Origin of the sequence: Gluconobacter oxydans DSM 3504, assembly GCF_000583855.1 — a bacterium.
GTDB lineage: Bacteria > Pseudomonadota > Alphaproteobacteria > Acetobacterales > Acetobacteraceae > Gluconobacter > Gluconobacter oxydans.
The window spans coordinates 138,818-161,905 of record NZ_CP004373.1 but is presented as its reverse complement, the minus strand read 5'-3'; the positions used below and the strand labels follow the sequence as shown (position 1 = coordinate 161,905).

The 23,088-nt window shown below is 60.0% G+C and carries 22 protein-coding genes and 1 pseudogene; 12 read left to right on the top strand and 11 right to left on the bottom strand.

The window, feature by feature from the left end; translation table 11 throughout:
- The first annotated feature begins 49 nt into the window (after window positions 1-49).
- Together dcm and GLS_RS00730 are read left to right on the top strand one after the other, a co-directional pair.
- Window positions 50-1,306, top strand: a complete 1,257-nt coding sequence (dcm, locus tag GLS_RS00735; protein WP_041110557.1) for a DNA (cytosine-5-)-methyltransferase — start codon at window positions 50-52, stop codon at window positions 1,304-1,306.
- A gap of 28 nt (window positions 1,307-1,334) precedes the next feature.
- The gene (locus GLS_RS00730) at window positions 1,335-1,781 is read left to right on the top strand and encodes a very short patch repair endonuclease (protein WP_319424408.1); all 447 of its coding nucleotides are present in this window, start codon (window positions 1,335-1,337) and stop codon (window positions 1,779-1,781) included.
- On the opposite strand, the gene GLS_RS00725 is transcribed toward GLS_RS00730, so the two are convergent.
- From GLS_RS00725 to GLS_RS00690, 8 genes and pseudogenes are all read right to left on the bottom strand, one after another.
- A complete protein-coding gene (locus GLS_RS00725; RefSeq protein WP_041110553.1) occupies window positions 1,750-2,025 on the bottom strand; it encodes a hypothetical protein in 276 nt (91 codons plus the stop codon). The genes GLS_RS00730 and GLS_RS00725 overlap by 32 nt on opposite strands.
- A 549-nt stretch (window positions 2,026-2,574) precedes the next feature.
- Entirely contained in the window at window positions 2,575-3,222 is a 648-nt protein-coding gene (locus GLS_RS00720) for a hypothetical protein (protein ID WP_041110551.1), read from the bottom strand.
- Window positions 3,219-3,866, bottom strand: coding sequence for a hypothetical protein (locus GLS_RS00715; RefSeq protein ID WP_041110549.1), 648 nt, complete (start codon window positions 3,864-3,866; stop codon window positions 3,219-3,221). Before GLS_RS00715 ends, GLS_RS00720 begins: the two co-directional genes overlap by 4 nt.
- Before the next feature lie 67 nt (window positions 3,867-3,933).
- Window positions 3,934-4,524, bottom strand: coding sequence for a hypothetical protein (locus tag GLS_RS00710; RefSeq protein ID WP_041110547.1), 591 nt, complete (start codon window positions 4,522-4,524; stop codon window positions 3,934-3,936).
- Window positions 4,521-4,727 (bottom strand): hypothetical protein, encoded by a 207-nt coding sequence (locus GLS_RS00705; RefSeq protein ID WP_016738202.1) that lies wholly within the window; start codon window positions 4,725-4,727, stop codon window positions 4,521-4,523. The genes GLS_RS00710 and GLS_RS00705 overlap by 4 nt, the downstream gene beginning before the upstream one ends.
- A 659-nt stretch (window positions 4,728-5,386) precedes the next feature.
- On the bottom strand, window positions 5,387-6,679 hold the full coding sequence (locus tag GLS_RS00700) for a tyrosine-type recombinase/integrase (protein ID WP_041110541.1): 1,293 nt from the start codon (window positions 6,677-6,679) through the stop codon (window positions 5,387-5,389).
- Between the two features lie 189 nt (window positions 6,680-6,868).
- Window positions 6,869-9,112 (bottom strand): annotated as a pseudogene (locus GLS_RS00695) (FUSC family protein).
- Window positions 9,113-9,139: 27 nt separating this feature from the next.
- Window positions 9,140-10,036 (bottom strand): UdgX family uracil-DNA binding protein, encoded by an 897-nt coding sequence (locus GLS_RS00690; protein ID WP_226986599.1) that lies wholly within the window; start codon window positions 10,034-10,036, stop codon window positions 9,140-9,142.
- 566 nt (window positions 10,037-10,602) lie between these two features.
- On the opposite strand from GLS_RS00690, the gene GLS_RS00685 reads away from it, so the two are divergent.
- From GLS_RS00685 to GLS_RS00675, 3 genes are all read left to right on the top strand, one after another.
- On the top strand, window positions 10,603-11,070 hold the full coding sequence (locus GLS_RS00685; protein ID WP_041110537.1) for a MucR family transcriptional regulator: 468 nt from the start codon (window positions 10,603-10,605) through the stop codon (window positions 11,068-11,070).
- Window positions 11,071-11,268: 198 nt separating this feature from the next.
- The gene (gene sppA, locus GLS_RS00680) at window positions 11,269-12,105 is read left to right on the top strand and encodes a signal peptide peptidase SppA (protein WP_193363831.1); all 837 of its coding nucleotides are present in this window, start codon (window positions 11,269-11,271) and stop codon (window positions 12,103-12,105) included.
- Window positions 12,106-12,145: 40 nt separating this feature from the next.
- Window positions 12,146-12,451, top strand: a complete 306-nt coding sequence (locus GLS_RS00675) for an integration host factor subunit beta (protein ID WP_041110534.1) — start codon at window positions 12,146-12,148, stop codon at window positions 12,449-12,451.
- A gap of 455 nt (window positions 12,452-12,906) precedes the next feature.
- On the opposite strand, the gene GLS_RS00665 is transcribed toward GLS_RS00675, so the two are convergent.
- Together GLS_RS00665 and trxB are read right to left on the bottom strand one after the other, a co-directional pair.
- The gene (locus GLS_RS00665; RefSeq protein WP_024717280.1) at window positions 12,907-13,806 is read right to left on the bottom strand and encodes a LysR family transcriptional regulator; all 900 of its coding nucleotides are present in this window, start codon (window positions 13,804-13,806) and stop codon (window positions 12,907-12,909) included.
- A gap of 118 nt (window positions 13,807-13,924) precedes the next feature.
- A complete protein-coding gene (gene trxB / locus GLS_RS00660) occupies window positions 13,925-14,899 on the bottom strand; it encodes a thioredoxin-disulfide reductase (protein WP_041110528.1) in 975 nt (324 codons plus the stop codon).
- 98 nt (window positions 14,900-14,997) lie between these two features.
- Between trxB and GLS_RS00655 the strand changes: the two genes are divergently transcribed.
- From GLS_RS00655 to GLS_RS00630, 6 genes are read left to right on the top strand one after another with little or no spacing between them, the layout of a single operon-like run.
- Window positions 14,998-15,480 carry an Lrp/AsnC family transcriptional regulator gene (locus GLS_RS00655; RefSeq protein WP_011251728.1) on the top strand — a complete coding sequence of 161 codons (483 nt, stop codon included), beginning with the start codon at window positions 14,998-15,000 and terminating at the stop codon, window positions 15,478-15,480.
- Window positions 15,481-15,491: 11 nt separating this feature from the next.
- Window positions 15,492-16,598 carry a glycosyltransferase gene (locus tag GLS_RS00650; RefSeq protein WP_041110526.1) on the top strand — a complete coding sequence of 369 codons (1,107 nt, stop codon included), beginning with the start codon at window positions 15,492-15,494 and terminating at the stop codon, window positions 16,596-16,598.
- Between the two features lie 4 nt (window positions 16,599-16,602).
- Window positions 16,603-18,003: an ArnT family glycosyltransferase gene (locus GLS_RS00645; RefSeq protein WP_226986598.1), complete on the top strand. Its 1,401-nt coding sequence runs from the start codon at window positions 16,603-16,605 to the stop codon at window positions 18,001-18,003.
- 50 nt (window positions 18,004-18,053) lie between these two features.
- Window positions 18,054-18,989, top strand: a complete 936-nt coding sequence (locus GLS_RS00640) for a flagellar motor protein MotB (RefSeq protein WP_041110525.1) — start codon at window positions 18,054-18,056, stop codon at window positions 18,987-18,989.
- Window positions 18,990-19,015: 26 nt separating this feature from the next.
- The gene (motA, locus tag GLS_RS00635; protein WP_011251724.1) at window positions 19,016-19,882 is read left to right on the top strand and encodes a flagellar motor stator protein MotA; all 867 of its coding nucleotides are present in this window, start codon (window positions 19,016-19,018) and stop codon (window positions 19,880-19,882) included.
- A 52-nt stretch (window positions 19,883-19,934) separates the two neighbouring features.
- Window positions 19,935-22,052, top strand: a complete 2,118-nt coding sequence (locus tag GLS_RS00630; RefSeq protein WP_041110524.1) for a prolyl oligopeptidase family serine peptidase — start codon at window positions 19,935-19,937, stop codon at window positions 22,050-22,052.
- Window positions 22,053-22,173: 121 nt separating this feature from the next.
- On the opposite strand, the gene rpsU is transcribed toward GLS_RS00630, so the two are convergent.
- Window positions 22,174-22,377: a 30S ribosomal protein S21 gene (gene rpsU, locus GLS_RS00625; RefSeq protein WP_011251722.1), complete on the bottom strand. Its 204-nt coding sequence runs from the start codon at window positions 22,375-22,377 to the stop codon at window positions 22,174-22,176.
- A gap of 188 nt (window positions 22,378-22,565) precedes the next feature.
- Between rpsU and def the strand changes: the two genes are divergently transcribed.
- Window positions 22,566-23,078 (top strand): peptide deformylase, encoded by a 513-nt coding sequence (gene def, locus GLS_RS00620; RefSeq protein ID WP_041110523.1) that lies wholly within the window; start codon window positions 22,566-22,568, stop codon window positions 23,076-23,078.
- The last annotated feature ends 10 nt before the right edge of the window (window positions 23,079-23,088 follow it).

Here is a 23,088-nt window from a genome sequence, read left to right as displayed (position 1 = left end):
GGTGATAAAGTGTCCATATGCTTGGAAATTTCCCAGAGGTCTCTCAGGCATGGCACGTTCCCCGAAAATTTCCTCTTCTTTCAGCCGCCTACGGGAACAGGCTGGACTGACCCTGAAAGAGGCGGCGGAAAGCTTGGGCATCAGTGAATCTACAGCCTCACGTTATGAAAACGGCAAGCTGAACATCGCTCCTCCGGTAATGAAGCTTCTGGACAGACTGATTGAAGAACGTCGGCAGAGCAGAGCGGTCAGCCAGCCCGGTTTCCGGTTTGTTGATCTGTTCGCCGGTATTGGTGGGCTGCGTATCGGTTTCGAAAGCATTGGCGGTCACTGTGTTTTCACGTCCGAATGGGACAGGTTTTCAAAACAGACCTATGCCCTCAACTATCCGGACAATCATGAAATCAGTGGCGATATCCGTCCTTTTTCGGAAGATCCTTCCCTGGTCCCGGAACACGACGTCCTTCTGGCCGGCTTCCCTTGCCAGCCTTTTTCCCTTGCCGGGGTCTCAAAGAAAAACTCCCTAGGGCGTCCTCATGGCTTCCTCTGCGACATGCAGGGAACCCTTTTCTTCGATACGGCGCGCATCATCGCCCATCACCGTCCTGCTGCCTTCCTTCTGGAAAATGTCAAAAACCTGCAGCGTCACGATAAAGGCCGGACTTTTGCGGTCATCATGGCAACGCTGCGGGACAAACTCGGCTACCATGTTCAGGCCCGTGTCATCAGTTCCGCTCCCTGGGTGCCCCAGAAGCGGGAACGGATTTTCATTGTCGGCTTTCGGGAAAAAACGGATTTTGATCTGGACAAGCTCGAAATCCCTTCGGTCGAGCATGGCCCGAAACTCGGCAGCATTCTGGATCCGAACGAAAGTGTGGACCCCAAGTACACCCTGACCGAGCATCTGTGGAACTACCTTCAGAACTACAAGGCCAAGCATGAAGCCAAGGGCAACGGTTTTGGTTACGGACTCTTCGGTCCGGATGATGTGGCGAGAACCCTCTCCGCCCGTTACCACAAGGACGGTTCCGAGATCCTGATCCGTCAGGATGGGAAGCGGCCACGTCGCCTGACACCACAGGAATGTGCACGCCTGATGGGTTTTGAAAGACCGGGACGTCCTTTCCGGATCGGCGTATCCGACACACAGGCCTACCGCCAGTTCGGCAATGCCGTTGTCGTTCCTGTCATCGAGCATCTGGCAGAAGCCATGGCTCCCTATATTCAGACCGTCATGCAGACCTCCGAAGACCCGGAGCGCAGAAAGGAGCTTTCATCAGCCAGCGTGGAAGTTCCCATTGGCTGACATTGTCTCTCCGGCTGTCCGCAGCCGTATGATGTCCGGGATCCGGGGCAAGGATACGAAACCCGAGATCCTACTCCGCAAAGCCCTGCATGCAGAAGGATTCCGATACCGTCTTCATGACAGGACGCTGCCAGGACGGCCCGACATCGTTCTGCCCCGCTGGAAGGCTGTTATTCTGGTTCAGGGCTGTTTCTGGCATGGCCATCACTGTCGTCTGTTCCGGCTGCCCGGAACCCGGACAGAGTTCTGGCGGGCCAAAATCTCCGGAAACAGGGAGCGGGATGATAGAAACCGCCAAGCCCTGCTTGACCAGGGATGGCGGGTCCTTGAAGTCTGGGAATGCGCCATGCGGGGACCCGGCCGTCTTCCGTGGGAAACGCTTCTGGCGGAAACCGTTTCCTGGATCCGGTCTGACCGGAAACTGTACTCTCTTCAGGAGAAAGCTACCCGGCGGGAGAGTCACTCCGGCTTCTGAGATCCCGAAACCGGGTTTCAGCCACCTCCCAGGGAACCTGGCTTTTGGAAACCTGCCGGACCTTCTCCAGATCGAAAGGTTTACGGATCTGGTAATAGTCTCCGTCCCCCAGAACGAGCCATCCACCCAGTCCATGTGCAGACAGGGAGGCCGTTACCTGACCGATTTCTTCCTCAGTGGGCGAACGATGCTGGCCAAGCGTTGTATGGCGGCCGTCCTCGGCAATGATCATCCAGCGTTTCATTTTTCTTCCCTTCTCCTCAGATACAAAGCTGTTCCTGTTTCAGATCCAAAGCCCACAGGCTGCTATTTCCAGAGTGGGTCCGTCCTGTTTTTCACAATCCTGTAAATCAGACGCTCCTGTCGCCTGACGAGAAGGGACTTCCAGCCGGAAAGAGACCCTGCCAAAGCTATCCTCTCTTCTCCAGACAGCAGTCTGGAAAGATGCGCTTCAATAGACTTATGCAAAGAAGGATTTTCTGAATGGGCTGTGTGGAAAAGTCCATGCCTGTCCGGAAAAACGGTTCTTATGCTTTCTTTATGGCACATCAGAACATAGCGTATAAAATAAGCTGTATTTATCAGCGCAGTGTTTGATGCCGTCTGGCATCACACCATGAATGCCTCTGCTGTCAAAACCGGCAGCAGATTGTTCTGAGGTTACAGGAGAGAGCCCCCTCTGCCGTTACAAGCAGAGGGGGTAACCTACATCGCTGAAAACCGGGATACATCGTCGGGGTCTGAGGGCATCGTGGAACAGTCCTGCACCAAGATCGACGCATCCGCTGGCAACTTACTCTTCCAACATGGCGGGGCCTTGAGGCAGACAGCCCCACTCTGCGGCCTGACCGAAAGGTTCCTCCTCGCCAGGCGGTGGAGAGACGACATTGCCTGACAGCACCAGCAGCCGGTTCAGCGGCTCCCACTCAAGAAGTGTTTCAAGCAAAGCAGTTGCGCAGTTCAGACGCAGAAAAGGGCTGTCCTGCGTCAATTCTGTCATCAGGTCTGTCCGCAGTTCGAGAACGGATTCCTGCAGCCCACACGGCCGCAACCAGGACGCACGCTGTCGTGCGAGCCGGTACAGACAGAGATCATACGGTGGTCGATCCAGCGGTCCGCCCAGCACGCGGCGCAGGAAGGACATGTGAAATCCCGCCAGAACAAAGGGTCGCGGGGCATCCACCGGCATCACGGCCCGGAACAGGGGATCGCTGATGGTCAGGGCAGGCTGCCCATGCTCATCGAGACTTTCCTCCAGACGACCCGAGGAACGCCGGGGGGCGCTGAGCCAGAGCAGGCTTCGCCCTTCGACAAAGCCGTCCCTCTGCAGCAGCGTGACGGGAGCGCCCGCATAGGGCGCTCCTTTCTGATCCGGCGTGATATCGAGCAGTTTCAGGCGCGTGACGGGCCAGCGCGGCAGCCGGATCGGACCAGGAGTCATGACCTGCCTCCCGCGCGAAGCTGCGCTACCAGGGCGAGGAAACGCTTCTGTAACTGCGCGGGCTCAAGCAGATCGTTGAGATACCAGATCTCGGGCGTAAGGCACTTCTGCCGGTAGACCTCCAGCCGCCGGTCAAACTGCGCCAGCAGATGCGCTTCCCAGTCATTGCGCGTCACGCGGTCCGCACCGCAGGCGCCCACGATCTCGATATGCATCACACGCGAGCCGTAACGGATGGCGAAATCGGAATAGAACCGCGGCTGCTGCAACGGGTCGAGGGCAATTTCCAGATCCAGCGCAACATCCCGCGGAACAATGGGTTTGATCGCCTCATAGGCAATCCGCTCCGGGACGGAATTCAGCCGGGTTCCATCAGACGCAACAGAGCCCTGGCTGGGCAGATCCGGCCAGCGCTGCTCGACCCTGCGCAGGAGACAGGCCCAGACACTAGGTCGTTCATCACCGAGTTGCATGAGATGACGCCCCGCCGGCTGAAGGTAGCGGAACAGGCTTGAGGGCGGTTGCGCCTTCAGTCTGACGCTGATGTCGCGATACAGATCGAGATCGTCATCCGTGGGCTCGAAGAAAGAGCGCGCGTGACGGGACACGGTCGCCGCAGCGACCGGGGTTTTTGTAAGAAGCATGAAGCCTCCAGATTTTTGTGGGGAGAAAATGAGAGGCCGGAGTTGTCCGGCCTGTCGGTGTCAGGTGTTACGGGCGATACTTGAGGCCGCTCCCAGGCACCTGTCCGGTCCAAAGGGTTTCGATCAGTCGGGCCGCGGCATGAATGCGGACGAGATCGGAAGCCGGGTGAACGCCTGACCGGTCTTCCGCTGCAAACCGGGCCAGAAGGGCTTCGGTCGTGTTCCCGGTTTCCACCAGCTCTGGCGCAAGCTGATGCATCAGATCGTCCAGGGTCATGACCTGTGGCTTCTCTGACGACCAGGGCCCGAGCCAGGTCATCTCTCGTTCCCCGATAAGCAGAACGATATCTGGAAGCAGGCCAGGAGAGAGAAAAGCGCCATCTTCAGTGTGCTCCGCTGCACCGGCTGGGGACGGCATGGGCTGCTGCAGGATCTGGTCCCGCAGAGCCTGTCTGTGTGCCGGATCCTGATCGGCCTCCCGACAGGGGAACCACAGGCCCAACCGTTCAGCCACGGGCACGGGTTCTGCGCGGGACAGAACAAGATCGTACAGACAGATCGCTGTCCCGGTCGGCCCGAGCGGAGCGTCCGGGCGATCGCGGGAGGAGACAAGACCCATCAGGCGGACAGCCAGGTCCGTGCACAGGAAGTACGTCATGTCCGGTCTCCTGCGTTCTCCGTCAGAGCCCGGTTCAGTGAGCGGACTGTCTGCGCCAAAACGATCAGCGTGCCCTCAAGCCGCGTGTCGCTGGTGAAGGCTCCGGGCTGTGCGATCACATCGCGCAGTGTGGGAAGAACGACGCCCGCAAGCACGGCGTGGGCATCAAAAAGCGTGTCGAGTTCGGTGAATGATCTGGTCATTGCGAAAGGCTCCAAAGAGAAGAGAGCCCCAGAGAGAAAACCCTAGCTCTGGTCGCACGGCGACCATTCCAGCTCACGCTCCGCGTGAGCCCTCTGGGGGGAGGACCAGCCCGGTCTCCCTTGCGAAGCCAAAAAAAACGACAGAACCCCTCTGATCATTTTCCGTCGTGAGAGAGGGAGAGAGGTTGAGTTCTGCACCGCCGCCCCCAGGGGCGGCGCGACCCCGGAACGGGGGCGCGTGCAGGTCCGGATGACGCGTCACAGCGTGATGCGGACGCCCCTAGCAGGGCACGAAAATGAAACGGTTTTAAGGGACTGTTTTGAAAGGGTTTTCGGAGCTTTGCTCCAAAAACCCGGTATCGTGCCATTTCGGACAATCTGGCAGTACAATTTCATGGCGCATTGCCATGGTCTGCAGTTCCTGATCGGGTATCGCTCTGATCCGCTCTCGGCGTGTGACGCTTGAATGACGCGTCACGGAGAGTGTTTGAACCAGCATGACGCATGAATGACGCATGTGTGACGCATCATCGGGCGTTTGAGGGGCCTTCAGTGCGATCGGCAGAGTTCATGCATTTTGCCACAGACGCGGAGACGGGATTCTGAAGGCGCTGAAACCATTCCTTATCCGGAAAGGTTTTCTGAAGTTTGAGACCCGGTCAGGCGTCTGAATCCCCGATGTCAGAGTCTTTCCAGGTGAAGAGCGGGGCGCTGTCAGGATTGGGACGCGAAGGCTTTGCGACCGCCTCACTGGATTGCCCGGCACAGAAGCGTTCCCAGGCATGCATCATCTCAGCACGCCTGTTGAAGAGATCCCCCCGGCGATAGGCCGCCTCGACCTTGTCACCGATGGCATGGGCCAAAGCCATTTCGGCGACCTCGCGTGGAAAGTCGGTTTCCTCGGCCGCCCAGTCCCGGAAGCTGGAACGCAAACCATGGATCGTCACATCCTTCGTGCCTGCGGCCTGATGGAGGGCCTTCGAGACGGCGACATCGCTTAGCGGTGATCCGACCCGGCCACCGGGAAACACGAAACTGTCCTCACCGGAACTGGATCTCAGAGTCTGGACTTTATATAGCAGGGCCATCGCTCCGTTCGTCAGGGGCACACGATGCTCCCGCCCGGCCTTCATCCGCTCGGCCGGGATGGTCCAGATCTTTTTCTTCAGATCGATCTCCGACCACAGGGCCTTGCGGACCTCGCCAGACCGGGTGGCGGTCAGGCAGACGAACCGTGCGGCCAGAGCTCCTACACCATGCTCGGCGCCGAGCCGGCTGTAGACCGGCGGGAGGTCGCGATAGGGCAAGGCAGCATGGTGCACCACCTTGGTGACGGCCGTGGGTTTGGGGAGGATGTTCGCCAGGTGCCCCCGCCAGCGGGCCGGGTTCTCACCCTCACGCCAGTGATGGCTCTGCGCATAGTCCAGAATACGCTCCATCCGTCCACGCAGGCGTGTTGCAGTTTCGGTCGTGCTCTCCCAGATTGGTCGCAGGACAGCGAGCACGTCCTCTGTCTGGACGCTGCCAATCGGTTTCTGGCCGAGGATGGGAGAGACATGCCGCTCCAGAGAACTGCGCCACATGGGCGCCGAACGCGGGTCTTTCCAGCCGGGAGCCTGCTCGGTGATGTACTGCTCGGCAACCTGCGCGAAGGTGCGCTCCTGAACGGTTTCTCCCTTCTGCCGGGCTTTCTCTTCCAGGGGGTCGATCCCCTCCAGAAGCAGGCGCCGGTTCTCGGTCGCCCGGAGCCGGGCATCGGCCAGAGAAATATCCCGGGCGGGACCGAGTCCCATCTCCCGTCTTTTGCCGGTCTTTGGGCTTTTGTAGCGGAAGGTCCAGGCCCGGGTGTCGCCCCGGACGGTGATCCATAAATTTCCGCCATCGCCGTGAACCCCGTCTTTGAGGGAGGCGACCTTGCGGACAGTCAGCTGGCTCGGCGGCAGCTTGCTCATGGCTTTTCAGTCCCATCTTCCGTCCCACCTTACGGGATGGGTTTCAATGCGTCTATCTGCTTCTTCAGGATGGCATGTATTTCTGTAAAGCCATGAAAAACAACGGTTATTGCGCTGATCTGCTTTTCCGTGACGCCCCAGGTCGGCGGACACCCTCTCCGCCATCCGACTTTCAATCACTAAAAACTATCAGCCCTGACCGGAATTGAGCAGGCGACTGTTTCTCTCGCCCCGGAAAGGCTTGCTGGCATCGAGGAAGTCCTCGTTCGTCCGCATCGTGTAGGCAATGACGACGAGATAGGTGATGGCACGTGTCAGTTCGAGGCGCGTCACCAGATCCGTCTCCTGGGCATCGAGAACGCGCAGTCGCCTGACAGCCGCTTCCGCAATACGGGCCGCCTTGTCATGCCGCTTCGTGGATTGTTCCACATAATGCAGAACCAGCAGGATCGGACGTCGCGCGCTTTCGGGCAGGTATTCACGGTCCAGCAGGGCGCGGAGCCTGATGACGTTCAGGCCCAGCGTCAATGTTGCCAGCGTGCCCAGAATACAGGCTTCGATCAGCGGAGCCGGGGTGGGACCGGCATGACGGATCAGCCGGGCAAAGCGATCTGTATTGCGGCCGATCCAGACGCTGATGCGTGGCGTGAAGCCAGGATGGGCCAGATGCTGCAGTTCTCCGAGCATGATCCGTCGCAGACGGAAGCGCTCGGCATCGCTGCTGAACGGCAGGACGCTGCGGAACACGATGACACTGACAGCCACCGCCAGAACAGTCGCCATATTCCCATTGTAAAAGGCGATTTCATTCATGACGTGATGGTTCTCAAGCCCCAGCATGGCTGGAAGCAGGAGCCCGTAAGCCGCTGAGCCACCGGCCGTCGCAGGATTGCCCTTCGCCAGGCCGCCCAGAAACATTGCCGGCCCCAGAAAGAGCGCCAGCGTCTCGAAGGTCGTGACTTTCGGCATGAGTACGAAAACCAGGATCCACGCCACGATACAGGCTGCGACGGCTCCCTTGAGGAATTCGGTTGTGCCAAGGACCGGGTTTTCCTTGGTCGCAAACAGGCCGCAGACCAGCGTCGTAATGGCGATAAAGCCAAGTCCGTTCGGTCAGGCGGTTACTTCATAGATATAGGCCGTGATCAGAACAGCGCAGGCACCGCGCAGACCGTTATGGACTGCTTCACGGGTGTCACGATGGGTTTCAAGCTGGAAATGGAAATGATCGCCTTTGATGCGATGCGTACTGGCCTCGTATTCCTTGATGGCCTGCTCCAGATCTCCCAGAAGCTCGCCCAGGGAGACGAACAGGATGCGTTCATCCAGCCTGTCTTCCTGCATTTCCTGACCTTCATCGGTCTGGTCAAAGGGTTCGAGGCCGGGAATGGGTTCAAGGTCCGAGCGGACGTCGCTTTCGCGGTGTGGCGCGGCATAAAGGCGGCAGATGTCGCGAAAGTGCTGAAGATCCGCAAGCAGGGCAGGGACGGCGTTCTGGTCCGGCAGGCGCTGCGGGAACTGCTTGAGGAAGGCGAGGATCTCGTCAGCGGTTTTCGTGAACGCCGGATGATTGTGGTTGAGCACCTGAAGGCGCATGGCCATGCCGAAGCCGCGGGACAGAAGGGCCGAAACTGCTGCGAGCGCCGCACGGGCGTGATCGCCTTCATGGCCGTGCGGTCCCATCTCGACTTCAGCGAACTCGATCTGGTCATTGATCGTCAGAATCGTGCCGAACTGCCGCCGTGCGGCATTCAGTGCGCCGCGCTCCTCGCCCAGAAGGCTGCACAATGTGGTGGTGACGAGGACCAGGGCGGATTCAAGCTTCTGCCGAAGCTGCGCCCTGGCATGTCTTTCCTGGCTTGTCGCGAAAATGAGCCCCATGAAGGCTTCGCACAGCACGCCAAGCACGATGTATGTGCCGCGCGACATAGCGACCATGAAGACATTGTCAGGATTGGACGCAGCGCCCATGCAGATGATCGAACAGGTATATCCTGCAAGAACAAGGGCATAGGAGCGGAAGTTACTGACGAATGTCGCAAATCCGCTGCACAGGCCGATCCACAGGGCAATCATGGGAAAGAACATCCATGGAGCCTGCGGGGCGGCTGCCATGATGGTAATGGCAGCGATGGCGCCACTGATGGTGCCGACGATACGCCATTTCGCTTTTGACTGGCTTTCCCCACGGCTGGTCTGCGCGACAGCCCAGACGGTCATGGCAGCCCATGCCGGATCGTCCAGCTCCATCCAGAACGCAATCCCGACCGCCAGACAGGCCGCAATGGTGTTGCGCAGGGCAAATGTGACGGAGGAGGGGCTGGGTGCATACAGCCACGAGAGAAAGGGACGCGCGCGCGGCCGCAGAGGTGCAGGCCGTGTGGTCGTATTATCCGGAGTCGGTTGTCCCGAGGATATGGTGCTGCCACTCATTGCGTGAGTTTCTTAGCCCTAACAGCATTATCCGGCGAGAGCGGAAATTGCCATTCTGAGATCGGTTACAAATTTTGTATATTCGCGTGTCTTCGACTCCTCATCGGGGAGGCGCAGCAGATAAGACGGGTGTACGGTTACCAGTCCGATACTTCCATCTGCGAGCGGAATAGGTCTTGAACGTTCACGCGACACTGTCACCTGACGCCCCAGAACAGCGCTCGCACCTGTAACGCCCAGCATCACGGTCACTTTGGGAGCCAGAACCTTGCGCTCTGTTGCCAGCCACGGAGAACAGGCGGTTATTTCTGTCGCGTCCGGTTTCTGGTGAATACGACGGTTTCCCCTTGGCACAAACTTGAAATGTTTGACGGTATTGGTGATCCACGCCTGCGCCCGGTTTCCCCCTGCTTCTTTCAGGGCGCGGTCGAACAGTTGCCCCGCCGGCCCCACGAATGGCCGTCCCTGAAGATCCTCCTGATCTCCCGGCTGTTCGCCGACAAAAATGATTCTGGCCTCCGGATTGCCTTCTCCCGAAACGGTCCGTGTTGCGGGCCCGCAGATGTCGCACATCCGGCAGTCGATCGCTTTTCCGCGAAGGCTGGCCAGGGAAGGAGAGGAGGCAACATCGGCGGCGTCAGGATGCAGGCGCACCGGAGCAATTCCATCCCACCACTCATTGCCGGCACCGGCTGTTGCAATACTGCGTGCGGCCGCGACGATTTCGGCAGGGTCAGCACTATCGTCTTCCAGTCCCGGGCCGAAACGGTACTCCTGACCATTCCAGAAGAGTGTCCGCTCCGGAGCCATCACGACCCAGGGCGCGGGGCGCAGGTCTGCAAGCGCGGCTGCCTGACTGTCGATAAGGGCGGAAGCATGGGAGGTGCGGACTACCTGCCAGTCAGGATTGCGGGCGTCCGGCATCTGGCAACGCAGGTCAAGAATACGCTCCCGACTCTCGATTGCGAGTCTCGTGAGCTGTTCTACAAGTTCATCCGGGACAGAGTGGTCATCACGCAGGGTCTGAAGCGTAATATAAAGTAACTGGAACCGCTCGGGTGCCTCGGATACGAAAACAGCAGGGAATAGAGACGCGAGAGACCGGGGAACGCTGGTTGTCGAAGGGGCGCTGGGAAGAACGCGCGTGGCAGAAGGGGCGTAAAGGTCTGCCGGAGTCTTTATGACCCATCGTACAGACTCGGCTGGTACTCTCTCGTGAAGCAGTTTTCGTGACCAGGCGTGCCAGCCGGAAAAATCACTTGTCGTTGAGAGCACAACAGTTTCGCGGTTCATGTCATCATCCCAGTTGTAAGCTGCAAGACTGAATACTCCGGAAAAGGTGCTTGCTTTTTTGTTTGCGGGTTATTTTGATATGATGATATTCCTGAGTCGGCAAAGGCGTGCGCCAAATATTTAAATGCCGCATTTACCTGACCCTTTACAGGCGTTATGGAACTGAAAAAAACATTAGAGCAGAGGGGTGAAATATCATGTCCGAAAACACTTCCAGTACAGGTCTCCTGGAACTTACTGCCAAGATCGTTGCTGCCCAGGCATCCCGTGGAACACTTGAAGCAGAAGCACTGCCCGCCCTGATCCGCCAGGTATACGACGCCCTTGCCAAGGCCGGAGTTCCCGAGGAAGAGCCCCAGTCCGAGCGCCCGCAGCCGGCAGTCCCCATCAAACGCTCTGTTTTTCCGGACTACATCATCTGTCTCGAAGACGGCAAGAAACTGAAAATGCTCAAGCGCCACCTTCAGAGCGCTTATGATATGACGCCGGAACAGTATCGTGAGCGGTGGGGTCTCCCCTCGGACTACCCGCTGGTCGCCCCCAACTATGCCCAGCGCCGTTCTGCCCTGGCGCGCGAGATCGGTCTTGGACGCAAGATCAGTGCCGCAACCGGCGAAGGCAAGAAAGAGAGTGCCCGCGGACGTCGTACCAAGAAGGAAGACTGAGTATCGTCAGGGCAGGCTGGTGGGACTCTTCCAAAGGGGAGACGTATCGCCAGCCGGCTCTCTTGAGACGACAGGGACGGGAGCGGTTTCATTAACGCTGAACTGAATGCCTTTCTGGCGGGGCAGGTCAAACACCGGCAACTGCTGGTCTGGCGGGTCGGGGCTCTTGTTGCATTTTTCGGCACCGTGGTCATTTCGATGGCCGGTCATGGCGGTGCCGTCAGTGCGAATTCCATTCACCGGCCGCATATCGTCCGGCTGGCCATCAGCGGCATTATCAAAAATGACGTCTCCCAGACCGTGCGTGCCCTGAAGCAGGCCCGCGATGCGTCGGATGTGACCGGACTTCTGCTCGTGGTGGACAGCCCCGGCGGTGGTGTGACGGGAGGGGAGCGCCTGCACGAAGCCGTCAAACGCTTTGCCGCCGTCAAACCCGTTTCCGTTTCCATGGGCGATATGGGCGCCTCTGCCGCTTACATGCTGTCCGTGCCGGCCCAGCATATCGTGGCTTTGCCCTCTACGCTGACCGGTTCGATCGGCGTTCTTTTCCAGCGTCCCGATGTCTCGGCAGGGCTGGGGCGTCTGGGCATTGGCATGGATGCCATCACATCCGGCGCCATGAAGGACCAGACCGATCCCACCAGTGCCCTGACGCCCGAAGGCCGCCAGATGCTTCAGGGCCTTGTGAATGACCTGTTCGGCCAGTTTGTTTCGATGGTCGCCGAAGGGCGCCATCTGACCGAGGAAAAAGTCCGCTCCCTGGCGGACGGCCGGGCCTATACGGGCCGTCAGGCGATTGCCCTGGGACTGGTGGACGAGCTTGGCGATGAAGATGCAGCCCGGCTCTGGCTCCGGGAACAGCTGAAGATCGGCAATGCCTCTTATCCCGTGGTCCCGCTGATCCCCGAGCATTCACGGTACTGGTATCAATGGCCTGGCAAAAAGGCGCTTCTGAAGGGCCTGCTGGGTGGAACTTTCTCAAGTGTGATCGATCGCGAAGGCCTTGACGGAGCCGTTGCGATTTTGCAACTCTGATGACCCGTTTCAGAAGGCGGAGTCAGGTGGAACAGCTGTCATGACCCGATCCGAACTTATCGCCGAACTGGCGGCCGCATACCCACATCTTCTTACCCGCGATATCGAACGTATCGTCCACGCGGTCTTTGACGAGATCGGGGCGGCGCTTGCGCGGGGAGACCGGGTCGAACTGCGGGGCTTCGGAGCCTTTCTGCCCCGCGAACGGGCGGCCAGGACGGGGCGCAATCCCCGGACCGGCGATGTCGTGCCGGTGGAGGAAAAAAGCGTCCCCTTCTTCAAGGTGGGCAAGGAACTCAGGGAACGCGTCAACCAGCGCCTGCCTACCCGCAAAAACGGTGACTGAACGGGCTGTGTCCGTGCTGCATCAGGCGTGTTCAAGGAACGCCATGCGTCAAGCCCGGGGCTGGTTTGAAGGACCGCTTCTGCAGTATTGTAGGGCCATGAAACCTGTCCCGCATTTTCTGGTTGTGTCTGCCTGGGCTGTCAGCCTGTGCCTGGCGGGAGGATCTCTTCTGGCTCCGTCAGTCGCTCTGGCTCACGGAGTATTGAAATCTCCAGCCAGGGCATCGCTGCATCACACGGCCAGATCGCGCTCGGCGCAGGCGAGAATCTGTTACCGGATGGCATCCGGCGTCATTGTGTTGGAACAGATGCCCAACAGCGCCAAGCATCTCGGACGTGGAAGCGGGTTTGCCCCGATCGGGGAAGCGGTCTTCCGCTCCAGCAACCGGCTTCATGCCTGTCCCGGGGCGCACGGACGCCGGGGATAGGGAGACGGGACCGTCTCCCGTATTCGCCCTAGTCGTGTCCCTTGAGGTTGCTGATTTCTGAAAGCAGGAAATCCCGGAACACCGCGATCCGCTTGGATGTCCGCAGTTCTTCCGGATAGACGAAATAGGCTTCCACCAGCGGGACCTGCTGGTTCGGCAGGATCCTGACAAGCTCCGGATAGCCCGTTGCGGCATAAAGGGGCAGGGAGCCGATCCCGGTTCCGGCCGCAATGGCATTTGCAACCGCGGAAATATTATTGATCGCCAGTCGCCGGCTTCCCTGACGGGCAACGCCTTCCTGCCGCAGCAGATCCAGCAGCCAGTTCACGTTGGGAAGCGGCAGATGCCAGCCCGCAAAGCTTATGATCTGGTGATTGGCGAGGTCTTCCAGCGAATGCGGCGTGCCGTTGCGCTCAAGATACTCGGCGCTGGCATAGATCGGCATGGGAAAGTTCGCGAGATGACGCTGGACCAGATCCGGCTGTGTCGGCGGATGGAGCCTGATCGCAACATCGGCCTCCCGCATTCCCAGATCCAGATCCGCATCCTCGAGCAGAAGCGTGACTTCGATATCGGGATGCAGTTCCAGAAACCGGTTCAGACGCGGAGAAAGCCAGGACAGACCAAAGCCGGTCGTCGTGGTGATCTTGATCTTGCCGGCCGCCCGTTCCTTGCTTTCGCTCAGGAAAGCCTGGGTGAGGGCCAGTTTCGAGAAGACTTCCCGCACCGTACGGTTCAGGACATCACCCTGTTCCGTCAGGATCAGTCCACGCGCATGCCGATGGAACAGCGGCACGCGCAGAACATCTTCAAGCGCGGAAATCTGGCGCGATACTGCCGACTGACTCAGCCCCAGCCGGTCACCGGCATGGGTGAAGGACCCGGCTTCCGCCACGGCGTGAAAAATCCGCAGCTTGTCCCAGTCCATCTGGTTTTCTCCCCGTTCGCCGATGCGACGGTCTTCGTCCTTCTTGCCCATACGTCCCGGCGTTATCCGTCAAGATATGTCGTTGAATGGACGAAACTGTCTGAACCGCAGGCGAGGGTCAAGTTTTTGTCATGGCAGGTATGCCAGAAAGATATCGTTCCGCCTCCAGCGCCGCCATGCAGCCCGTTCCGGCTGCCGTCACGGCCTGCCGGAAAATCCGGTCCTGGATGTCACCGGCAGCGAACACGCCTTTGACGGACGTTCCCGTGCCGTCGCTTTCCGTCAGGATATACCCGTCGCTGTCACAGGCCACTTCATGCCGGAACGGACCGGCATTGGGCGTGTGACCGATGGCCACGAACACACCGTCCACGTCCAGCCTGGAGAGAGCGCCCGTCTGCGTGTCCTTCAGGGCCACGCCGCAGACGACTTCCGGCTCACCCGTGCCCAGGATTTCCTCCACAGCCTGGTTCCAGTGAACTTCAACCTTCGGATTGGAGAACAGGCGCTCCTGCAGGATGCGCTCGGCCCGCAGGCTGTCGCGGCGATGGATCAGATGCACCTTGTCCGCATGATGCGTCAGGTACAGCGCTTCCTCGACCGCCGTATTGCCGCCGCCGATCACGGCGACCGTCTTGCCGCGATAGAAGAAGCCGTCACAGGTCGCGCAGGCCGAAACACCGCCGCGCTGAAGACGCTTTTCCGATTCGAGACCGAGCCATTTGGCCTGGGCCCCCGTGGCGATCACAACCGTGCGGGCCCGGAACTCGTCTCCCGAGTCTCCGACCAGCCGGAAATATCCGTCCGGCCCAGGACCGTTCTTCAGATCGGCCTGTACGATCAGGTCATAAACCAGCTGCGTCCCGACGTGCTCGGCCTGCGCGCGCATCTGCTCCATCAGCCAGGGACCCTGCACAGGAGTCGCAAAGCCGGGATAGTTTTCAACATCCGTCGTGATGGTGAGCTGGCCGCCGGGCTGCATCCCGGTGACGAGAATCGGCTTGAGGCTCGCGCGGGCCGCGTAGATCGCAGCGGTGTAACCAGCAGGGCCGGCGCCAACGACCAGCAGATCCGTATGATGGATTTCAGGCATGATGGGTCCTCAATGGGTATCTGGTCCCCCATATAAAGACTTCCGACGCATCTGCCATCTTTGCGGATCATGTCACCTGCCATATACGTCAGAGTGAAATGAACGTACCGCCACACCCCGCACCGATTGAACTGGACGCCATCGACCGGCAGATCATTGCCGAACTCCAGGCCGATGGACGCATGACCAACGTGGAACTCGCCCGTCGGACCGGCATTTCCGCGCCGCCCTGCCTGCGACGTGTCCGGCGGCTCGAAGAACTGGGGATCATCAAGGGCTACCACGCGGAAGTGGACGCGGCCCTGCTGGGCTGGTCCCTGAATTTCTATGCCCTGATCGGCCTCGAGAGCCAGAAAGGCAGCGTGCTGGAAGCCTTTGAGGCGCAGGTCGGCGCCTGGCCCGAAACGCGGGAATGCCACATGATCCGTGGCGGCGGCGATTTCCTCGTGCGCCTTGTCGCCCGCGACGCCGCCCACCAGAACGCCCTGACGCGCCTGCTGACCGACAGCCCGCATGTCGTCCGCGTCCAGACCCTCCAGACCATCCATACAAGCCGTGATCTCGCCGGCGTGCCGATCTGACGGCTGACCCCATGACCGCCTCGCGGCTGCTGCCTCTTCCGGCCGAACTGAGCGTCATCGTCCCGTGTTACAACGAGGTCGCCAATGTGGCGCCCATGGTCGCCGCACTGGACAGCGCGCTCGAAGGCCGGAAATGGGAAGTCATCTTCGTCGATGACAGCTCTCCGGACGGCACGGCAGCCGAAGTCTCCCGCATTGCCCGTCTGGACCCGCGGGTCCGGGTGCTGTGCCGGGTGGGGCGTCGTGGCCTGTCATCTGCCGTGATCGAGGGAATTCTCTCATCAAGTGCCCCCTGGGTCGCGGTCATGGACGGTGATCTGCAGCATGATGAATCCGTCCTGCGCACCATGCTGGCCGAACTGCAGTCGGGCGCGGATATCGTCGTGGCGAGTCGACATGTCGAAGGCGGAGACAGCGCCGGACTGGCAGGACACTGGCGGCACATGCTCTCGGATGCGGGCATCCGGGCCGCACAGGCCATCATGCCGCACCCGCTCAGTGATCCGATGAGCGGCTTTTTCGCCATGCGCCGGGATCTCTTTGACACCCTGCTGCCCCGACTGTCGGGCACCGGTTTCAAGATCCTGCTCGATCTGGTGATGTCCGCACCCCGGACCGTGCGCATCGTCGAGGTGCCCTTCGTCTTCCGTCCGCGACTGGCCGGCGAGAGCAAGCTCGATATCGTTGTCCTGATCCAGTTCGCGACCATGCTGCTCGACAAGCTGACCCGCGGCTGGCTGCCGACGCGCTTCATGGCTTTTGCGCTGGTCGGGCTGATTGGCGTGGCCGTCAATGTAGCCGTCCTGAATCTGGCAGGCGCCTGCGGTCTGGGTTTTTCCTGGGCCCAGCTGGCCGGAACCGCCGTCGCCATCCTGACGAACTTCATGCTCAACAACCGCTTCACCTATCATGACCGTCGTCTGAAAGGGGTGAAGCTCTGGCGCGGACTGGTCATTTTCATTGCCGTCTGCTCGCTGGGTGCGATCGCCAATATCGGTATTGCCCGCATGATGCTGGACAGCGCCGGCCATGGCCACTGGGACCGTTCCTCCGCTGCCGGAGCCGTCGTCGGCGTTGTCTGGAACTACGCGGTCTCTTCCACGCTCGTCTGGCGCTGACATCTTGAGTGATACGCCTCGCCAAATCCGGCTGTTCTGGGCGCTTCTTGCCCTCCTGACCATCATCCGGCTGTGTCTGGCCGCCAATGTCCCGCTGACGCCCGACGAGGCCTATTACTGGGTCTGGTCCCGCAATCTTCAGCCGGGCTATCTGGATCACCCCTTCATGGTTGCCCTCTGGATCCGTGTCGGGACATGGATCGCCGGGGAGACACCGTTGGGTGTCCGTCTGCTGGGGCCGCTCTCCGTTCTGCCCGGCAGCTGGGCGCTTTATCACGCTGCCCGTCGTCTGCTGCCGTCCTGCCCATGGCCGGCCTCCGGCCTTAAGGCAGCGCTGCTGCTCAATGCTACGCTCATGCTGGGTCTGGGCGCCGCCACCATGACGCCAGACACCCCGCTGCTGTTCTTCATCACGCTGTTTCTCTACACGCTCAGCCGCGCTGTCGATCCGGAGCTCAAACCGCGCGCCGCTCTTCCGTGGTGGATCGGTTCGGCTGTTCTTCTGGGGCTGGCTTTCGATTCAAAATACACTGCCGTTCTGATCGGGGCCGGACTGGGAGGCGCTGTCCTCACGACGGGACGCCTGAGCCGTCAGCCTGGTCCCTGGCTGGCCATTCCGGCCCTGTTCGTGGCGATGTCGCCCGTTATCCTGTGGAATGCGCATCACCACTGGGCCAGCTTCCTCAGACAGGGAGGCAGGGCAGGAGACTGGCATCCGGCCCGTGCCGTCCAGTTCATGGGCGAGCTGATCGGAGGGCAGATCGGTCTCGCCACGCCGCTCATTTTCGTTCTGTTCGTGGTCGGGCTCTGGGGCTGTCTCAAACGTAACCGCCTTCTGGCCTGGCTGGCTCTTGTTCCAATGGCCGTGTTCGTCACGCATGCCTTCGGGGACCGGGTCCAGCCAAACTGGCCGGCCGTCATCTATCCGGTCTTTGCCCTGGCTGCTCTTGAAACAGGCTGGCGCATCCGCTGGCCCGTCATCAGCGGGCTGGCCCTGACCCTCATTGTCTGCATTCAGGCTGTTTTTTCACCGCTGCATCTTGTGCCGCATCGGGATCCGGTGCTGCGCCTGACCGGCGGCTGGGAAACATTTTCCCGACAGCTCGCCCTGAAGGCCAAAGCCGAAGGCGCAACCGCGCTCGCCGCCGAGGATTACGCTCTCGCCTCAAGACTGGCATTCACGCAGGACATCCTGCCCGTAATCGGGACGGATCCACGCTGGCACCTTTTCCGTCTTCCCGCAGCGGAAAGCGCAAAAGCCGTCATGGTCGAGGAGCAGCGGCACGGCGCGGTTCCCGAAAAATCCGCAACACTGTGCCGGGAAGTCCGCGCTCAACCCATCCGCTGCTACACCGTAAGCCCGCCAGGTTTCACGACCGGTGTGCAGCTTCCCGAGCGTTCTTAAACCTCTCCTTAAGACCTTGCCCGCCATACTGGACACATTCAGGAGGTGGGATGTCCAACCAGAACGGCAAAGAAGCTCGAAAGATCATCATCAAGCGTTTTGATGTGGTCGAAGGCGGTCATCATGGCGGGGCGTGGAAAATTGCCTATGCCGATTTCGTAACGGCCATGATGGCGTTCTTCCTTGTCATGTGGCTCATCAATGCCACGACGGAAGAGCAGCGCAAGGGTATCGCCAACTTCTTCAATCCGATGGCGGTCTGGAAGGATATGCCGCCGCCGGTGGACAATGTCCTGCCCGCGGCACCGGAGCCAGTGTCTCTGGAGACGAAGCCGGTTGCCCTGAAGCCCGGAAAAGACCAGTACGGCAAGGCGCCCCAGGGAGCAGCAGGCTCCCAGCAGGGGAAGGACCAGACCGCGCCGGGCGTGCATACGGCGCAGATCGTCGTTCTGCATGACAGCCAGATCCAGCCCGGCGAGCCCCCCGTTACGCCTTCGGCCCAGAAGGCCGAGCAGGAGGCCAGGGCTGAGGCGGCCCAGAAGATCCAGGCGCTCATCAGCAATACGCCCGAACTGGCGGATGTCCGTTCCCAGGTCTCGGTCACGGTCGGTGATGACGGGCTGCATGTCCAGATCGCGGATTCCGATCACCAGCCGATGTTTGCCATGGGGCAGTCCTCGCCCAATCCTCATGCCGTCCAGCTGATCAAGGCCATTGTGCCGTATCTTGAGAAGCTCCACGGCAAGCTCTCCATTGCCGGATACACCGATGCCGCTCCCTATCGCCCCGGACAGCTGAGCAACTGGAGCCTGTCGAGCGCGCGTGCGGTCGCTGTGCGGGATCTCGTTGTCCAGAGCGGCTTTCCGGACCGGCGGCTGAAATCCGTCAGCGGATATGCCGACCGCAATCTTTTTGACCCCACCCAGCCTCTCAATCCCCGGAACCGTCGCATCGTCCTGGTGCTGTCGCCCGATATTTCTCAATAAATTCAAGTCAGTCAGGAAATTTTCGGATGTTCATCATTATCGGTCTGGTCGTTGTTCTGGGCTGTGTTTTCGGATCGTTCGTAGCGTCCGGCGGTGCTATCGGTCCGCTCGTTTCGTCAATGCCGTTCGAGCTTCTGACCATTCTGGGAGCGGCGGTTGGAACCTTTCTGATGGCCAACTCCCTCGGCGCCGTCAAACATCTTCCCGCCGGAATCAAGAAGGCCATGAAAGGCTCCCAGTACGGCCGGGCAGATTACGTCGATCTTCTGAGCCTGCTGTTCCACATCGCGAAGCTGGCATCTTCCAAGGGGTTCATGGCGCTGGAATCCCATATCGAGGACCCGCAGGGCAGTACGGTTTTCGGTGCCTTTCCGAAGATCCGCGACAACCCCCATGTCTGTTCGTTCATTTGTGACTATCTGCGCATGGCGGGCATGAATGCCACTGATCCGTACCAGATGGATGAAGTGATGGGGAACGAGCTCAAGAAGAACATGCGCGAGGAAATGCATCTCCCCCATGCGCTTCAGTCCGTCTCCGATGCGTTGCCTGCTCTGGGAATTGTGGCGGCCGTTCTGGGCGTCATCAAGACCATGGCGTCCATCAGCAAGCCGCCGATCGTGCTCGGCGAAATGATTGCCGGCGCGCTGGTGGGCACATTCCTGGGTATTCTTCTGGCCTATGGAATTGTGGCTCCGATCGCGAGCCGGCTGGGAGGCGTGGTTGAGGAAGAGTCGTCCTACCTCGACCTCGTTCGCTCCGTCATCGTTGCGCATCTTCAGGGTAATGCGCCGCAGGTCAGCGTTGAGATCGGGCGCAAAAGCATCCCTTCAGACCTGATGCCGAGCTTTCAGGAAGTCGAGGAAGCGGTTAGCGCAGCGGCTGTGGCCTGATCGGCCGGATGTCTTTACGATGTCGATATTGTCGGTATCGTAAAGGCTTTCCATGTTTCCTGTTCTTGCGAGAGCACTGTGCCTGTCTCTCTCCATCCTGCCTCTGGCAGCCTATGCAGGTTCGCCCTCTCTCCCGTCTCCTGCCGAACTGAGCCAGACGGACGGGGCGAAGGCGCTGGACTGGGTGAGGGCACAGAATGCCCATACAGAGGCGGTCCTCACATCTGATCCCCGCTATAAACCCCTGTATCAGAAAATCCTGACGGCCCAGCAGTCTCCGGTCCGTCTTGCCGTTCCCACGCAGCAGGGCGGGGAAATCTGGAACTTCTGGCAGGACGATGTTCATGTCCGTGGGATCTGGCGTAGCGCTTCGGTCGCATCCTTCAATTCCGGTCATCCGGAATGGAAAACGCGCTTCGACCTCGATGCTCTGGCCCGCACCGAACATGCCAACTGGGTTATGGAGGGTCTTGAGTGTCTTGCACCGCAGGATCGCTTCTGTCTCATGTCCCTGTCCCAGGCGGGGGAAGATGCGCATGTGGTCCGGGAATACGACACGCAGACGGACAGTTTCGTAAAAGACGGTTTCGCTCTGCCGTCCGGAAAACAGACTGTCACCTGGGTGGATGCCGATACGCTTCTGGTTTCGCGGGACTGGGGTACGGGCGATGCGGGGCTGACCAAGTCAGGTTATCCCTATTCGGTCCGGCTGCTGCGGCGGGGTCAGACACTGGCTCAGGCTGTCGAAGTCTATCGTGGGCAGACCACGGACATGGATGTTTCGCCGGAGAGGCTGCGTGATGAGAAGGGGCGGAAGCTTTTCCTTGTCAGCCGTCACCGGGATTTCTTTCACACGGAAGTCAGCCTTTTCAATCCTGTCACGCATCAGCTGAGTCGGCTGCCCCTTCCAGAGAAATACGACAGCCTCTCCTATCTGGATGGTCAGCTTGTCCTGCATCTGCTTCAGGACTGGGTCCTGCCCGGACGGACATTCCGTGCGGACAGCATTGTTGCCCTGGATCCGGCAAAGCCGTCTGAACCCCGGCTGATCCTGTCGCCGACGTCCCGTCAGACCATCGGGGATGGTATGGGTGACGCTGTGGCGGTGACCAGGGATGGTCTGGTGGTTGTGGTGTATGACAACGTCCAGCCTGTCCTGAAGCTTTTCCGCCATGAGGCGAGCGGGGCATGGACCGCGCGTTCCATTGCGCTCCCCAAAAACATGGCGGCGGAAATCGTCTCGTCAGATCCGAAGCTTCCGCAGGCCTATCTTCAACTTGAAGGATTCATTCAGCCGCCGCAGCTGTGGAGCCTGAATACGACGTCACAGACCGCGCAGCCGCTGTATCGTCAGCCGGACCTGTTCGATACGTCCGGTCTGGTCGTGGAGCAGATGTCGGCGACCAGCACGGATGGCACGGGCATTCCCTATTTCATCGTTCATGCCCGAGACTGGCAGAAGGATGGCGCCCGCCCGACCCTGATGACGGCTTATGGCGGGTTTGGGCTTTCGTATCTGCCCGTCTATCATCCCGATCTGGGGATCACGTGGTTTGACCGTGGTGGCGTTTACGTCATGGCCAATATCCGTGGTGGCGGAGAATTCGGCCCGGCCTGGCATGATGTTGCACGGCGCGAAGGGCGGCAGAAAGCCTATGATGACTTTGCGGCTGTGGCCCGCGATCTGATCGCCCGGCATATCACGTCCCCGAAGCATCTGGGGCTGCGGGGGCGGTCCAATGGTGGCCTACTGGCGGGTGTGGAGTTTACCCAGCATCCCGACCTGTGGAATGCGGCGATCATTGGTGTTCCGCTGCTGGACATGATGAATTACGAGCAGATGGCGGCTGGTGCGTCCTGGGCTGCGGAATATGGCAGCATTTCCGAGCCGGGGCCGCGCGCCTTCTGGGAAAAGATGTCGCCCCTGCAGAACCTGAAGGCCGGTGTGTCCTATCCTGAGCCGTTCATCTTCACGTCAACGCGGGATGACCGGGTTGGTCCGATCCATGCGCGCCGGTTTGCGGCCCGGCTGGAAAGCCTGAAGCTGCCTTTCCTGTATTATGAAGATGTGGAAGGTGGCCATGCGGGTACGGTCAATGCTGCTGAGATCGCGCATGAGCGGGCTCTGGAAGCGATCTATCTCAGCCACAAGCTGATGGACGCGCAATAAGTCACGTCACGCCCCTGTCCGTTCAAAGGAACGGGCAGGGGAGAGGGCCGGATTTCAGGCACAAAAAAAAGCCGCTATCCCGAAGGACGCGGCTCTTTTTCCGTTCGGAGGACGGGAAGGCTCAGAAGCCTTCACGCTCCAGACGCTTACGCTCCATCTTGCGGGCGCGACGAACAGCTTCGGCTGCTTCGCGGGCGCGCTTCTCGGAGGGCTTTTCGAAGTGGCGACGCAGCTTCATCTCACGAAACACGCCTTCGCGCTGCATCTTCTTCTTGAGCGCCTTAAGCGCCTGGTCAACATTGTTGTCACGAACGAGAACCTGCACGGTGCCGTCAACTCCTTATGGGCCCGCTCTTCAGCGCCACCCGTGATATGGCATTCCAACTAAGGATGGTGCCCTTAACACATCTTTCGCGGGGAACGCAATTCATTCAGGAACGCTTGAATGGATTATTCCCAACGCGCACTCTGGGACACCCGGATGCCACTCCCGTTTGAAGGACAGACGTTTTCATGGCCCTGCTCAAGATTGCCCGCATGGGCAACCCCGTCCTGCATCAGGTAGCACAGGCCGTTTCCGACCCGAAAGCCCCGGAAATCCAGTCGCTCATCGCAGATATGCTGGAAACGATGGCCGATGCCCGGGGTGCCGGACTGGCCGCGCCGCAGGTTCATCAGCCCCTGCGGATTTTCGTCTATCACGTTCCCACGAACCGCGTGGCGAATCCCGAAGAGGCATTGCTGCCCCGCGTTCTCATCAACCCCGAAATCACGCCTGTCGGTGATGAAATGATGATCTGCAGCGAAGGCTGCCTGTCGATTCCGGGGCTGCGGGCCGATGTGCCGCGCCATGCGAAGGTCCGGTATTCAGGGCTGGATGAGAATGGTGCGCTGCTCGAAGGTGAGGCGACAGGTTTTCACGCCAATGTCCTGCAACACGAGAACGATCATCTGAACGGCATTCTCTATCCGCAGCGCATTACTGATTTCGAGCGATTCGGATATGTGGAAGAAATTCTCCGGTGAGTTCCCGTCT